Source organism: Paenibacillus sp. cl123 (genome assembly GCF_900101595.1).
Lineage (GTDB): Bacteria > Bacillota > Bacilli > Paenibacillales > NBRC-103111 > Paenibacillus_G.
In genome coordinates, this window is the sequence record NZ_FMYY01000012.1 from 171590 (window position 1) to 187396 (window position 15807).

A 15807-nucleotide genomic window follows, 5' to 3' on the forward strand; every position below is an offset into this window, starting at 1 on the left:
ACGCCTCCAGCCCTTGTACCACAAGGGTTTCACCCACTCATCTACTTCGCTTTTGTTGCGCGCACCGCGCATAACTTGAATGTGTTCTGGGATGAGTGCATGCTCTACAATCTTCGATCCGTCATGTTGGGCCCATTGCGGTAGATCATTAATACGAGCTCCATTTCGGGTTTATATCCAGCATTGACAAGGACTGCTTACTCGACAGCCAAAGCTAGAGTGATTGCATTGACGAAATGAACGACTGTCCAATAAGGAAAGCGGTGCATTTGCTTAAATGCTATTGTTCCGGGAATGGTATTAAATCCTGAAAATATGTGAAATTTATTAATATACAAGTTTTTATAGCGGATGGAGGAATGAATTTCGGACATCCTACAGCAGGAATTTTGCAGAAAATCATCGATTTCTATAATAATTCGTTTTTAAAGCCCTCCAACATACATCGAGCTCTTTTAGTTGAATACAGATCACTGCAATCATAGAATTTTGCCCGAACGTACAGTAGGGTATGCCCTTATGTACGATTTTTTTCCAAGCCGTGGTTGTTAGAATATTTATACGCAGATGAAGGATTGAAGAGCTTTAGATGGAGAAAACGATAAACGGAGGAATGGAAATGGTTTTTAACGAAAATTCGAAATTAGGCGAGCTATTGGCGAACGAAGTGGCGATTGCCGTATTGGAAAAGCATCTCCCCGGGATTTCTACGAACCCAATGGCAAGCATGGGCAAGGCTTTGACTCTCAAGCAACTAGCCGCCATGCCGCAAGCGAATATGCCGCAAGATTTGATAAACGGGATTGTTGCAGACCTCGCGGGAATCGAAGCGCAAACCGTCCAGCCGACTACCGGTGAAAGTTCTCCGTTGTCCGTATCAGAGGAATCTGTCGCAAAGGATAAGACAGTGCCCGAAGATGCTGTAGCTATTGTAACAGGGGCAGGTAGTGGCATTGGACGTGCGGCCTCGCTCAAGCTTTCACAAGCCGGATTTAAGATCGTTGTCGTTGATTTTAATTCAGCAACGGGCGAAGAGACGCTTAGACTTGTTCACGGACAAGGTGGCGAAGGAATTTTCGTGCAAGCAGATGTGTCGAAGAACGAAGATGTCGAACGGTACGTGAAGACGGCAGTTAATTCGTACGGACGAATCGATGCTTTCCTCAACAACGCGGGTGTACTTCAGAAGTTCTCATTGTTGGAAGACATTGAGTTGGCCGAGTTCGATCGGATCATAGGCGTCAACGTTCGCGGTGTGTTCCTCGGATTAAAGCATGTTCTGCAGGTCATGAATAAGCAGGGCTTCGGATCAATAATCAATACTGCCTCGACCGCTGGCATTCGTGCTGAGCATAGCATGGCGGCCTATACAGCGAGCAAGCATGCCGTGATTGGCCTGACAAAATCAGCTGCAATCGAATATGTACGGAAAGGTGTGCGTGTCAATGCGGTCTGCCCTGGCGGAGTTGACACGGCGCTGACACAAGCCGTTCCTGCAATGATGCAGGAAAGCAATTATATGCCGGAGGAATTCCCGAACATGCGGATCGGGCGCTTTGCTGAACCGGCAGAACTTGCGGAGATGATCGTGTTCCTCGCTTCGGGTAAGTCCAGTTATATGACCGGTTCAATCGTCACGGTAGACGGTGGGTTGACTCTTTAAGATTGGACAAGCTGTCTTCCAATGGGGCTGTCCCATAAGGTCTAAACTGACCTCAGGGATCAGTCCCGGTAATGTTATAGTGTATAACAAAACAAAAAATGAAATCGTTTCTTGGTAAAATGGATTACCTACCAAACCTCTTTTACCGAAGGAACGGTTTCTTTGTGCATCCCAATATACTTTGGACCAACTTTGCCTGCTAATGAGTTGAAAGAGGAGAGCCCTCCAAGTCCTCAACGATGCAATCTCTCCTCTGGATGACATAATTTTCGCTGTCGTATATTTTCCACTCTTCCTTTCGTTTTGTGCTTTAAGAATCGTGATGCTTGTTATATTCATGAATGTTTAAAAAATAAACCTACTATAGGCAGGAGGGAGTTGTACAATTGTGCATGTACGGAAGTACCAATTACTTTCGGGATAAGCTATTATAATAAGAATAGGAGGGGGTGGCTTATGAGGTTAAATACGGATAAACGTCAAAAGACTTGGAATCCAAATCATAGAAGCGAAAGTAGCAGTATGCTGAGTTCCAGATTTCCTGTAATCATATGGGTTATCCTCGTTTATATAGCAACACTTATCTTACAAAATTTTCATCATCCTAATCTCATATCGAATATATTGTTTACCAGTATTATACTTCTTCATATTGGTTTGTACTGGTATGCTGAAAATTTGGTAAAGACAAGGCCTTGGCTGTATTTTTTGATGCAGGGACTGATCGTTTATTTTTGTACTTATCTTCAGCCGGATGGATACCCTGCTTTGTCTCTCGGCTTGTATTCAGCTTTAATCGGTCAAGGTGTAGGAGTTTATTACCAGCGTTCCAAGTTGGTATTTCTTGTGATATATTTTATTTTTCTCTTCTGCTTGCCATTTATCATACTTGGCAACACTATAGAATTGTTTTTTTTCCTTCCGCTATTTACATTAATGGCTGTTGTTGTGGCAGCATATGCCCATCTCTTTTTTCAACAAGTAGAAGCACGTTATCGGATGCAAGCTTTTCTAAAAGAACTAGAAATCGCACATAGTCAAGTTGAGAAATTAACATTGGTGAACGAGCGACAGCGAATGGCGCGAGACCTGCATGATACACTTGCTCAAGGTCTTACCGGTCTAATCATGCAGCTTGAAGCGATAAATACCCATCTAAGTAAGGGGAATCTTAACCGTGCTCATGAGATCGTACATCAATCGATGTTTCGTGCAAGAAGCGCTCTGGCTGATGCGCGGCGAGCAATTGACGATTTGCGGAATATTTCAGCTGGAGCAGTTGATTTCTCGGATACGGTTCGGGAAGAGGTGCAGCGCTTTGCCGGGTCGACCGGCATTACGGTTATCTCAGACATCCATTCTGTCCGAGTCCCATCCGGTCTGATTCAGGAACATAGTTTATTTATGATAAGTGAATGTTTAACAAACATCGCGAGACACGCAGGAGCGAAGCAAGTAGGGGTCTCTCTTGGAGTTGAAATGGGCAGACTGCTAATTAAGATTAAAGACGATGGGACTGGATTTGATACAGAATTAATTGGAAAGCAGCCAGGGCATTATGGTTTACTTGGCTTACATGAACGCGCAAGGCTTATAGGAGGAACGATCGAGATATATAGTCTTCCGAGTGAAGGAACAAAAATACAGATAATGATCCCATTACAAGGAGAGCGGGTATGAAGTGTAAAGTGCTAGTCGTTGACGATCATTTGGTGGTCAGAGAAGGATTGAAGCTGATATTGGAAACAGATGACGATTATGAGGTTATCGGTGAGGCCGGCGATGGACAAGCTGCACTTGAATTAATAGAAGAGCTTCAGCCGGATATCGTCCTAATGGATATTAATATGCCAAGGATGTCTGGTCTTGAAGCCATTCGAGTATTAAAAGAGAGGGCGTGTGAGATTCCTGTAGTGATTCTTACAACGTATAATGAAGATGAATTGATGATTCAAGGGTTGTCGTTAGGAGCGAAAGGTTTTTTGTTGAAGGACAGCAGCCGGGATAATTTAATGAATACGATTCAGGCGGCAGTTCGGGGTGAAACGCTGCTACAGCCGGAAATTTCGGCCCGTATTTTTGCGCTGAAGAAAACAACTTCAGCCCCAACAAGACAGGAGAAACCGGTACTGTCAGAAAAAGAGTTGATTGTCCTGCAAGCTGTTGCCCGCGGATATCGCAGCAAAGAAATTGCTTTTGATATGGGATTGTCCGAACGAACGGTCAAAGCTCATTTAACTTCAATTTATAACAAGCTAGGTGTGGATTCCAGATCGGAAGCAGTAGCAGTTTCCGTAGAACGCGGCATCTTACACCTTTAACTGAATATGGATTGCCCGATCGTACATAAGGGGGTTACCCTTATGTACGATTTTTTTATTTCCAAGCTGTTCTAATATATGGTTGTAGGTCAAACAGATTTATCAGAATGAGGGGTGTACAGGGATGAATCGGATTATACAGTTTTCAATGAAAAATGTATCTGCAGTAATCATTATAATGATCATGCTATTTATTGGCGGCTTTTATTCAACCACACAGCTCAAAATAGAGAACATGCCCGACGTATCGTTTCCTGTCGTGTCCGTGACGACGACGTATATGGGAGCGCCTAAGGATGTTCTTGACCAAGTGACGGAGCCCTTGGAAGAAAAATTGGCGAATTTAGAGGATCTGGACTCCATGTCATCGACTTCCAGTGATAATTTCTCCAGCATCGTTCTCATGTTTAAGCAAAATGCGGATACGGACAAAAAGAAACAGGAAGTACAAGACTTGCTGGCGGAAGTTGTGCTTCCCGACGCGGCAGGTACACCAAAAGCTTCTACGTTTGGAGCTGCATCTGTTCCCACAAATTACTTGGTCGTTTACGGGAATGATGGGATGAGCCAAAACGAACTGGATAAGCATTTTCAAGAAACGATTCAGCCCGGATTAGAAGGAATCAAAGGAATTGACCATTTAGATATCATCGGTGCCCGTAAAACCTCATTGGATATTGAGATGGATGCCAGCGCACTAGATTATTATGGCTTGTCGCCTTCCCAAGTGGGTAATGCGATAAGCTCCGCGGCAACACAGAGTCCAATAGGCAGTGTTGAAATCAATGGTAACGAAAAAATGGCTCGGGTTACAGGCAGCTTGAGCAGCCTACATGAATTAGAACAAATGGAGATTGCAACAGCTGGGGGAGATCATGTCCAGTTAGGAAGGATCGCCGAGGTGAAGGCAATCACCGAGTCCGACTTTATAGGGAGACTTGACGGAAAGCCAGCAATCGGGGTTATTTTGTACAAAGCCAGTAGTGCCAATGCTGTGGAGTTTTCCAGTGCGATTGAAGAAAAGCTTCTACAGTGGAGAACCGACTTGCCTAATGTCACCTTCAAAAACACCTATGATAGTGCAGAGGAAATAAAACACTCGATACATGGTTTAGTACGCGAAGGCATAGTTGGAGCTTTTCTGGCCGCCGTTATGATTTTGATTTTTTTGAAGAATGTGAGGATGACTCTAATTGTCCTTGTCTCGCTGCCTCTATCCATCCTGGTTACATTACTTCTGATGTCGCAGCTCGGACTAACGCTCAATGCAATGACGCTTGGTGGTATATTTATGGCCATAGGCCGGGTCGTAGATGATTCCATTGTCGTTATTGAAAATATTTATTCTTCTCTTGAAAAAGCACATGAGCGCAACGAATCAGTGATAGCCCTGGCTACAAGTCAGGTAGCGTCAGCTATCACGTCTTCAACACTGGCTACGGCCGCTGTGTTTGTGCCGATGGGGATGATCTCGGGATTTATCGGCGAATTCGTCAAGCCATTTGCAATTACAATCTCAATAGCGCTTATAGCTTCTTTGTTGGTTGCATTAACAGTAATTCCGATGCTTGCTAAAATCATGGTACTGCGCGCTAAACCTGGGAAGCCGACTCATGATGAATCAAAGCCAGGGAGGCTCACTCTTTTTTACGAAAAAGCATTGGGCTGGAGCCTGAAAAACCGTTGGAAAACTCTTCTCGTTTCCGGTGGATTGCTGTTGGCCACTATCGCTGTGACTTTGCCTTCATTATCAGTTTCCCTTTTGCCGAGCCCTAAAAACTCGCCAACGATGTATTTTCAAATCAAAATGCCTAATGAAACCTCTTTTGAAGCGACGAATGCTAAAACAAGTGAAATCGAAACTATTTTGCTAAACGAAAAGGATTCTAATGGCGAGCCCGTCTTCAAATTCGTGGAAGCTTTGGTTGGCTATGCGGGGGATGATGACAGCCGTGTTCCGTACGCTTCGCAACTATTCGTTGAAATAAACGAAAATCTAGATCCTGCTCAAGTAAAAGATAAAATAAAAGCATTTATCTTGACTGAATTACCACCCGGTTCAGAAGTAGAACCGAAATCGATGGAAAGCGATGCGGGAGCTTTATCTCCTGACTTTGCGTATTCCCTTCAAGGCGAAGATCAGACTCAACTGGAAAAGGCGGCTCTTATCGTAAAAGATAAGCTTAGGACTTTCCCCGAGCTTATGGAAATAGAGGATAACTTGTCTGATAAAAAAACAGAAATTGAAATCACTGTGGACCAGAAGAAAGCGAAAGTATATGGATTAAATCCTTCCGTCGTACGCGATCGTGCTGCTGCTTGGATTCAAAAACAGGAGCTTGGCGATCTGAAGTTCGACTCAATTGTCTATACAACCACAGTTTCACTAGATAAATCGGACAAGGATACATTTGAAAAATTGGGAAATATCCCAATGCAAAGCAGTAATGGATCCACTGTACTCTTAAAAGAAGTGGCAAAAATCGGAGAAACCCGCGGCTCTGCATCCCTCGCGCGTGAAGACCAGCAGCAATTGGTCAAAGTAACAGCCAAGATCAAAGGGGAGGATAAAAGCGGAGTCAGTCAAAAGGTTGCCGCTGCGTTGGATGAAATTGAACTGCCAGATGGGGTTACGCCAAAGGCCGGCGGGGTAACGGATGATATTAATGATAGCTTTTCACAGTTGTTCGTAGCCATGGGGGTCGCGATTTTCCTGGTCTATATCATTATGGTGCTTTCATTTGGCAATGCTAGCGCGCCATTCGCGATTTTATTTTCACTACCACTAGCGGTAATCGGCGGTTTGCTTGGCTTATTCTTGACTGGCGAAGTATTAAACGCTACCTCAATGATAGGATTTTTGATGCTCATCGGCATCGTCGTTACCAATGCAATAGTACTGATAGATCGTGCGCAACAACTGAGGGAAGCTGGCTATACGGTACGTTCGGCATTGATTGAGGCAGGCAAGGTACGTCTTAGACCTATTGTAATGACTGCCGGAGCTACTATTACTGCTTTGCTGCCATTAGCACTTGGCATGGCTGGAGAAGGTGTATTGATCGGCAAGGGATTAGGAGTGGTTGTCATTGGGGGATTGATTACCTCGACAGTACTGACGCTTGTAGTTGTTCCGATTATCTATGAAATGATTGAGAACTTGAAACGAAAAACTCTTGGAAGTAAATCAAAGAAAAAATCTGGAGTTTTGGATTCCGTAGAGATCCAGGCTTGAGATTCTAGGGGGAGAGGCACAGATGAAAAATGAGAGACAGTTGACAAAGAAATATAGTACCAAATGGGTTCCGTATGCGGCTGTGTTGATATCAGCGGTTATCCTGGTAACAGGCTGTTCACTAGGAGGGGCAGCCGGGACTGCTGATGTTCAATTGGCGACTAGGCCAGTCAAAACGGAGGTCATTAAATCCTATCAAATTAGTGAACCAATTGAACAGGTAGCTGATGTTATGGCGGGAACAAGTTTTGATATCGTTCCAAAAGTAAGCGGCGAAGTCCTGAAGGTCTTGAAAAAACGAGGAGAGCCAGTCGAAAAGGGGGAGGTTCTCTTCATTGTAGACAGCTCAGTCGCCGATTCGGCTAAACGAAAAAATGAACTTGCTGTGCGGAATGCTGAGGAGTCTTTACAGCAAGCAAGGGACAGTAAAGTAAATAATCGTAGTGATTTGCAGGATGGGGTAACCCGTGCAGAGGTTGCCTACACGAATGCTCAGGAGGCATACAACAAGATCCGAAATGAATTTGATGCGGGACTTGCTGTTCAACATCAGGTGGATCAAGCGAAGCAAGCCTCTGATGACGCATTAATGAGTCTGGAATCAGCCAAAAATAAATTAACCTCATTTGATCATACGGATTCAGTATCATCCGCAAAAACACAGCTAGAATCAACAAAATTGTCCTTGGAGGATAGTATCCGCGCGTTGCAAGACTATAGCGTGAAAGCACCGGAAAGTGGAGTACTAACTGATTTCAATTTGGTAACTGGACAGTCCGTGTCAGCGGCATCCGGCGCTATTGGACAGATTCAGAAAGTCGATCCAGTCAAAATAAAAACGGAGCTTAGCGAAACTAATTACAATATGGTAAAGGGTAAACAAGAACTCGTATATTATGATCCAGATACGCCTGACCGAAAAGGAAAGGCCAAAATTAGTTACCTGGCTCCTATTATGAGTGCAACGACTAAAACTTTTACACTGGAGCTTGAGATTGCAAACCCCGATCTCCAACTGCAACCTGGCAATAGGTATATGATTCAATTAACCACTGAACAGGAGGAACAGGTCGTGGCTGTACCACTCCTCAGCCTCATTCGCGAGGAGTCCGATACCTACGTTTTTGTTCTTGAGGGGGACCAGTATCATAAGCGGATGGTAAAGCTTGGACGCATTAATGGGCAATTCCAAGAGGTTTTAGAAGGTGTAAAGGAAGGCGAGCTGCTTGTGATAAATGGCCAAAATACACTAAAAGACGGGCAGCAGTCTGAAAATCGGGCAGCACCGGAGACAACACCCAAGATCTAAATAAAATTGTTTGCCCATAAAATAAAGAGGAGGAACTAAACATGAAAACAAAGTTATTGAAAAAAAGTTTATCTGTATTCATTCTTGGCTCTATGTTGCTGCAGAGTGGACTACCGGTACTTGCCGAGCAAATAAAGGACACGGTACAGAACACTCAAAGCGTGAACTACGGACTTACGGAACATATAAGAGCTGCAATCAAGAATCTCTCTGTTACGCAGACCGAATACGGCTCCCAAATCTCTGCAACCATTCGTTTATATAATGGAGGTGATACACCGAATCGGGTGCCGGAACATGAATTTCGAGTAAAAACGCTACAAGGTACAACCTATGTTCTATCCCCAAGTGCGGTTAATAAAAACGTTTTACAGCCAAAAGAGATCATCGAGCTGGTGTACTTAACTGTGGTGGATAGCAAGGAAATTGGAGCTATTGATCAACTATCTTTTACGAAGGTAAATCTCTTTACCTATCCGAAGACTGAAACGAATTTGTTATCAATACCAGCAGGAGCTGTTTGGTACGGAAAGGAGAAAACAGCTTTCAATCAATTAGACCGGTTGGCTTGGGGCGAGTCTTTTCGAATTCCTGGTATTAATTCTTCACTAATTTATACTCCTACAGAGGCCAAGATTCAAAACGCCAATAACAGTAAGGCTGTCGTCTTTAAGGTGCTAGTTGAAAATAATGGTGAAGGCCGCGAAATCATTCCTTCCTTTCGGGTAGATGCCGCTACGGATGGAAGCACGTTTGAGGGAAGCAGGGTTGAAACAGATAAGAATATACTGGATGCCGGTGGGGAAACTTATCTTCATTATATTATTCCCATTAAAACAAACGAACCCATATCAGAATTATTAGTTATGTCAACAGACACTTTTGTCGGTGCATCAGGAAGTGAAAACCAAACTGTATCTACGGGCAAACTCGCTCTGGCTTGGCAGCAAAATATGCAAACCATCGAAAACACGCCTAACTATTCAACGGGGCAACCCATTTCATTTGATCCGTTAACGAAGGTAATTGATCAACAAACGGAAGTATCACTCATGGAGTTTCATGTACATGATAACCAGAGTGAAGGCTACAAGACGGCTATAGCTAAATTTAAAATGACAAATACAAGCAAACTTCCGGTCTCTACACCTGAATTTGGATCGGAGTTGCTTAATGATAGAGGAGTAGCCTATATAGGATCGAGGCAGGTGCTTACCGATACGATTATGAATCCAGGCTTGAGCTATGTGGTAAATTATTCTTACACTTTGCCACAGGATGAAGAGGCCAGCAGGTTTACTATGAAACTGTTGGATGAAACATCTGCAACACCATATACAACGTCGGTTGCCGCATTCCAAGCACAGATTCAGGAAGAAGAGGCAGATGGTACCCTATCGCTCTATCCATTTACTTTAAAGGTCAATGATGTCCAGGTCAGTTTTCTTTATAACTCTGGAACATATCATTATAAATTTAATTTAGATCTTGATATTAAACAATCGGAAAATGTGGTAATTGATCCGAACTTTTCACGAATTAGATTCGAAGTTGTTGATAATTCTGGTCGTATCTTAGGCTCACAAGACGCAGTCTTGACAGGTAATAAAAAACTGATTAGTGGTAAGCAAGTCCTGGAGACAAGTGATCTGACCACAGAACAATTCAACTACCCCTTTACTATCCTCATGTATGAGGTCTTTGAGACTAAAAACGGCATATCGAAGCGGTTATTGAAAACCATCAAGTAATATATACAACGAAGACAGGAAATCTTTGAACGATTAATAGTTCTTAGCTTTCTCTATTTTTATAGAATGAAAAGCTTCTCATTTTATAGGACTAAGTATACATCAATGAGCTATATAAGGTTCGCAGGAGGATCGCCAGGCGAGTCGATCATACCGAGGCATACGGAAGGAATTTCAGAAACCGGGGTTGAATCACCGCTGGCCAGTTGTCAGAATTTTGCTACAATAAGAGTGATATTAAAACAAGTGGGGGATACAATGGCAGAAACATTAGGGGTTGAACAGCGGGATGACTACTTAAGTCGATTGAGTGAGGAACAACGGAACTTTTTAATTCATAATATGACTCGTAGTCGAAGGACTATCTTTGCACAACAGATGGCAAAAGCAAAGGGAGCCGTAATTCCGGAAGAGGCTGATCCGGAAGACATCGAAAAATATCTCGATGGGTGGATTTATACGGGCTACACCGATGCCGGGAAAGTGTCTCCGGATCTCTTATGTGAGTGTGGACATCAATTGAGGTACCAGCACCAGGTTCAGCACAAAGAGACTGGACAAATCATGCATTTTGGCATCAAACACTTAGGGGATCATCTCGGGCTAGACCCTAAAATTGTTGCTCTTATTATGAAAGGGTTTCAAACGCTTGATTATGAGCTTGATGAGATTCTTTTAAAGATCGAAGATGGTTGGCGGCTAGATGAGTGGTTTTTTCAAGATGGCTTTGAAATACCAAGCGATATTCAGGCCCATCTGGAATTGAATCTACCCCTGTTAGATCGTCAAGTGGAGCGTCTGAGACGAAAGCTGCGAATATATATGGAGCAAATGCAAACTGAACGAGCTGCAGCAAGGAGAGAGAGGTTTGCGAGGCCAGTTCCTGAAAATTTTGAGCAGCATGTTAGCGAGAATAATACCTCCTTATTCCAAGGCACTCTGTTCGAAGATATCATTTCAGCGCCTGATTCCATTGAAAGAAGCAGCGCTCAAGGTAGATACTATAAAGGTCATGAAACAAAGGTGCAAGAGGATTTGAAGCCAATCGTCTGGAGAGAACTGCAGAAGGGAATAAAAAGCGTTCGAGTGATAACCGAGCAGCTTCAGGAGGCTGCAGGAGTCGATCGGCGCCGATACTCTACGGGTAAACTTCATCTTTACGTTCCTGTGTGTATCTACCTGGATGAATTAGTTCACTCTGGCCAGCTTCGTTTAGTACATCAATCCATGGAAGACCGAGAGTATGAAATTGCGAATTAAGCATTCGTAGCATTAAACTTCATTTCTATTATAAATAAAGAAAGACATCAAATACGTTGAGCTGCCGGTGAATTAGGCAGCTTTTTTCTATGAAAATTATGAAAATATGATAAAACATGTATACAAACACCAGTTCTACTAACTGCGATCGTGAGACGCCAAAGATTAGACGGCTGCTTTTTTCCTGAGCGCGGTGAGATTCCTGCCCGGAAGCCGGATGGTCGGCTCTCGGTGCAGGCGATAAACCAATTGCTGAAGAAAATTGGAGAATGGCATGATTAGGATTTTCCGGATCGGACGACCTCTCCGTGCTGCCGCGTGATCTAAAGTACACCTTTGCTTATTAGCGGCCGGGTACTTTAAGTCAACCGTCTTTTAAGTCTTTCATTTTAATTTGCATTGAAAAACATCATTTAATATATAGGGGTAGTACCAGCGAAGCTGATACCACCCGCAAAGTAGATAGGAATTAAGTGGGAAATTTATTGATGACCTCGTTGTACTCCTGCTGGGCATCGATGATCGCCAGCTTTGAATAGACTTCCAACGACTTACGGTTTTCGTGCCCGGAATAAGGCTGTATGAGCGCGTCATCGATGCCCTGCTTTTTAAGCCAGGTCAACAGGAAATGTCGTAGCTTGTGAGGCGACAATTTTTGTACAAGACCGGCTGGAGCCGATCAGCCCAGGGCACCTACGGTAAAACCTCTAGGGACCGAAGCAGCAGCTTCGACACGCAGCAGGCCGCCGTCTCCGGCGCGAAGGAGGGGAAGCCGGGCTTCATCCGGAAGCACCAGGAGAGCGAGCTGCAGCCGCTCGAGGCCGCCGCCGTCGCCGGAGCGCCGATCACGATACGGGAGAATACCCGCATCGCACTTTGCAAAGCTTTCTCCACTGGGGCGATATCGATCTGGGGCATCCGTATTTTCGAATGGCTTTGGTCCGGATTTTTCCTGGTGCGCCCCCGTCGGATGGATGCGGAAGCGCTGTTGCAGCATCAAGCGTAAGCGGCTCCTGTCAGTGGCGAATACGCCGGTCAGTTGCGGCAAACGCTGAATGATTCGCGTTATGCGGACTGGTTCCCGGTGCTGCGCTGGGCCAAAAATTTCAAAAAGTGCTGGTACGTCTTCATGCGTCCACAAATTGTGTTACCGGACAGTTCTGTGGTGCTCATACGCCTGGTCTGTATCCGGACCCCCAAAACCTATTTTCCTCAATTAATAAAGACTTCAGCAAAAAATAAAGATGGAAAATACGCAAAAATCGTTTATGAAAAAAATTGTAGCGATTTCGTGGCTCCTTTGCCTCGTGCTATCGTTAGGGCAGATTCAATACATGGTCAGCACATGAAAGGAGCAACTCCCATGCGGCATTCCCAAAGTCTGCACCCGCAGCCAACCGAAACTGCTTTGGCCGCAGCCGTCCCTAAACGGGGCCTAAAGAGGCATATCATTCGGGATAAATACTTGTACCTGATGCTCATGCCGGTGGCGGTCTATTTTCTGCTATTCAAGTATGCGCCCCTCTATGGGGAAATTATTGCCTTCAAGAACTATCGTCTGACCGATGGCATCTGGGGAAGCAGTTGGGCGGGACTGGATCATTTCCGTCAGCTGTTTTCCAGCAAAGAATTTTATATTGTATTGCGCAATACGCTTCTGCTTAATCTGTACAATTTGGTATTTGCTTTCCCGGTGCCCATTGTGCTGGCGATTCTTCTAAATGAGGTTCGCTGGAATGGATACAAGCGGGTGCTGCAAAATCTGCTCTACATCCCCCATTTTATATCCTGGGTGGTGCTGGGTACTATCGTTATTGCAATGTTGTCCCCCTCCACTGGTATTATCAACACGATTTTGGGGTTGTTTGGTGTAGAGCCTATCTATTTTATGGCGAGTCCATTCTGGTGGCCGATATCCTTCGTAGGCTCCGGGATCTGGAAGGAGGCAGGCTTTGGCACCATTCTCTATATGGCGGCCATGGCGGGGATTGATCCTACTCTGTATGAAGCGGCCAAGATGGACGGAGCCAATAAGCTTCGCCAGATCTGGCATGTGACTTTGCCCGGGATTCGCAGCACGGCAGCGATTATTTTGATCCTCCAGGTGGGCCGCATCATGGATGTAGGCTTCGAGCAAGTATTTACGATGAAGAATCCTGCTGTTACCCAGGTAGCCGAAGTGATCAGCACTTTTGTGTATACTCGCGGCATTGAGAATCTCCAATACAGCTACACCACAGCCCTTGGTTTGTTCCAGTCGATTGTTGCCTTAATTTTGATCGTAAGCGTGAACAAGCTGATAAAGATCATGGGAGAACGAGGGTTATGGTAAACCGTTAGAAAGAAAGGGGATGACTGTTTCGTGAGGACGAAATATTTTAGCTCAGCGAGCCTTTTCCGCTGGTTCAACTACATCTTTTTGGCGTTATGCGCCGCTGCAACTGTATTTCCTTTCCTTAATATTATTGCGGTATCCTTCAGCGGCAGCAGAGCGATCTCGGGAGGGGAGGTATTCTTGTGGCCTATCGAATTTAATTTGGATGCTTACCGCAATCTGATTGACGATGGCCAATTAATCGTAGCTATGAAAAATACAGTTCTAATAACGGTTGTGGGCACTCTGCTGAATATGGTGTTTACCATTCTGGCGGCGTACCCTTTGTCGAAATCGAGGCTTCGGGGCAGAAGTATCATGCTGCAGGGTGTGCTGTTCACCATGTTATTCGGCGGCGGTATGATTCCTCATTTCTTGCTCATCAACAGTCTGGGACTGGTCAATACCTACTGGGCAATCTGGTTGCCTGCTTTAATTAGCGTCTATAACATGTTCGTGATGAAATCCTTCTTTGAAGGAATTCCGGCAGAACTGGAGGAGTCGGCATCTATTGACGGCGCCAATGAATGGGTGCTGCTGCTGAAGATTATTATCCCGTTGTCTATGCCGGTGATCGCAGCACTGACCCTGTTTTATGCCGTGGGCTGGTGGAACTCCTACATGAATGTGCTGATTTACATCCGAAGCACCGACAAGATGTCTTTGATGGTGAAGCTCTATCAGATGATTGACTTGGTCAGCCCCGAGATGCTGCGAAGCGGGGAGGGAGTCACCGAACAGAGCATGACGCCGGAGGGGATACGCGCTGCAGCGATCGTGTTTTCGATTATACCTATTCTGTGTGTATATCCCTTCTTGCAAAAGTATTTTGTAAAGGGAGTTCTGCTTGGTTCTGTCAAAGGTTGATATCGTCGACCGCCAGGCGGTCCTGATATATATATAGCATTTATTTAGGAGGTCTGTGCATGAAATTCAGTCAACAAAAAAAGTGGGTTGTTTTAACAGCTGCCTTATGTATGCTGGCGGGAACGACATTGGCAGGATGTTCAGGGAAAGGAGCGGATAGCTCATCCGTATCGCCTACTGCGGATCCGTATGCCGATCTGCCGAAAGCGGTCAGCATCTCCGCATTCGACCGGGGGGCCGTATCCAGCGATGAGGGGACTTATGAAAACAATCGATGGGTGAAATGGATCCGGGAGCAATCCGGGATTGACGTTACGATGGTACCCGTGCCCCGCAACCAGGCTCAGGACAAGCTGAATGTACTCATCGCTTCGAATCAGGCGCCGGATCTGATCTGGGAGTACGATCGGGCTTATATCGGCAAGCTGATTACTCAAGGCGCGCTGCAGCCGATCGACGCTTATATCGAGCAGTACAGCACATCCTACAAAAAATATTTGCAGGAGCATCCCGAGTTGTTGCCTTACCTGACCTTCGACGGCCAAATGTATGCGGTCGCGACCGCTCGGACGACAGATGGCATCGCCAATCATGGTCTGTGGATCCGGCAAGATTGGTTGGATAAGCTGGGCCTCAAGACGCCAACAACGATGGACGAACTGATCGATGTGGCAAAGGCGTTCAAGGAGCAGGATCCGGACGGCAACAATCAGAACGATACAACGGCGCTGGTAGGCAGCACGGTTTTTGACAGCTATGCGGCGATGAACGCGGCGATCAGCAATCAGTGGTACCTCGAGAACGGCAGAATGAAATACGGGGCAACGCTTGACCGGTTCGGAGATGCGATGGATCTGGAGAAGCAAATGTATGAAGCTGGGCTAGTTGACAAGGAATATTTGACGGACAAAAACTTTCAGCGGGCTATCCAACTGTGGACGACGGGCAAAGCGGGCATCTTCGCCGGCAGCTGGGGCGGCAGCGCGATGGAAAAACATATCCGGAATATGCTGAAGAATGAGCCGAA

At 45.2% G+C, this 15807-nt stretch carries 12 protein-coding genes; 11 read left to right on the top strand and 1 reads right to left on the bottom strand.

Going from position 1 to position 15807, the window contains the following annotated elements; genetic code table 11:
• Positions 1–907: 907 nt before the first annotated feature.
• The 7 genes from BLR08_RS18910 (at position 908) to BLR08_RS18940 (ending at position 11539) form a co-directional block, all read left to right on the top strand.
• Positions 908–1663, top strand: coding sequence for an SDR family NAD(P)-dependent oxidoreductase (locus BLR08_RS18910; RefSeq protein ID WP_072331879.1), 756 nt, complete (start codon positions 908–910; stop codon positions 1661–1663).
• Between the two features lie 456 nt (positions 1664–2119).
• Positions 2120–3343, top strand: coding sequence for a sensor histidine kinase (locus tag BLR08_RS18915; protein WP_072331599.1), 1224 nt, complete (start codon positions 2120–2122; stop codon positions 3341–3343).
• Positions 3340–3984 (top strand): response regulator, encoded by a 645-nt coding sequence (locus BLR08_RS18920; protein WP_072331602.1) that lies wholly within the window; start codon positions 3340–3342, stop codon positions 3982–3984. The genes BLR08_RS18915 and BLR08_RS18920 overlap by 4 nt, the downstream gene beginning before the upstream one ends.
• 124 nt (positions 3985–4108) lie before the next feature.
• A complete protein-coding gene (locus tag BLR08_RS18925; RefSeq protein ID WP_072331605.1) occupies positions 4109–7219 on the top strand; it encodes an efflux RND transporter permease subunit in 3111 nt (1036 codons plus the stop codon).
• A 22-nt stretch (positions 7220–7241) separates the two neighbouring features.
• Entirely contained in the window at positions 7242–8528 is a 1287-nt protein-coding gene (locus BLR08_RS18930; RefSeq protein ID WP_072331608.1) for an efflux RND transporter periplasmic adaptor subunit, read from the top strand.
• A gap of 41 nt (positions 8529–8569) precedes the next feature.
• Entirely contained in the window at positions 8570–10279 is a 1710-nt protein-coding gene (locus BLR08_RS18935; protein ID WP_072331611.1) for a hypothetical protein, read from the top strand.
• A 258-nt stretch (positions 10280–10537) separates the two neighbouring features.
• Complete coding sequence (locus BLR08_RS18940; RefSeq protein ID WP_072331614.1) at positions 10538–11539, top strand: DUF3895 domain-containing protein; 1002 nt, start codon at positions 10538–10540, stop codon at positions 11537–11539.
• 469 nt (positions 11540–12008) lie between these two features.
• Here the strand turns inward: BLR08_RS18940 and BLR08_RS18945 are convergent, their stop codons facing one another.
• Positions 12009–12191, bottom strand: a complete 183-nt coding sequence (locus tag BLR08_RS18945; RefSeq protein ID WP_371117496.1) for a tyrosine-type recombinase/integrase — start codon at positions 12189–12191, stop codon at positions 12009–12011.
• On the opposite strand from BLR08_RS18945, the gene BLR08_RS18950 reads away from it, so the two are divergent.
• The 4 genes from BLR08_RS18950 to BLR08_RS18965 all read left to right on the top strand — a co-directional run.
• Entirely contained in the window at positions 12180–12545 is a 366-nt protein-coding gene (locus tag BLR08_RS18950) for a hypothetical protein (RefSeq protein ID WP_143014414.1), read from the top strand. The genes BLR08_RS18945 and BLR08_RS18950 overlap by 12 nt on opposite strands.
• A 357-nt stretch (positions 12546–12902) precedes the next feature.
• The gene (locus tag BLR08_RS18955; protein ID WP_072331622.1) at positions 12903–13871 is read left to right on the top strand and encodes an ABC transporter permease; all 969 of its coding nucleotides are present in this window, start codon (positions 12903–12905) and stop codon (positions 13869–13871) included.
• 183 nt (positions 13872–14054) lie between these two features.
• The gene (locus tag BLR08_RS18960; RefSeq protein WP_256257661.1) at positions 14055–14780 is read left to right on the top strand and encodes a carbohydrate ABC transporter permease; all 726 of its coding nucleotides are present in this window, start codon (positions 14055–14057) and stop codon (positions 14778–14780) included.
• Between the two features lie 59 nt (positions 14781–14839).
• Positions 14840–15807, top strand: a 968-nt coding sequence (locus BLR08_RS18965) for an extracellular solute-binding protein (RefSeq protein ID WP_143014415.1), incomplete at its 3' end; no start/stop codon positions are given.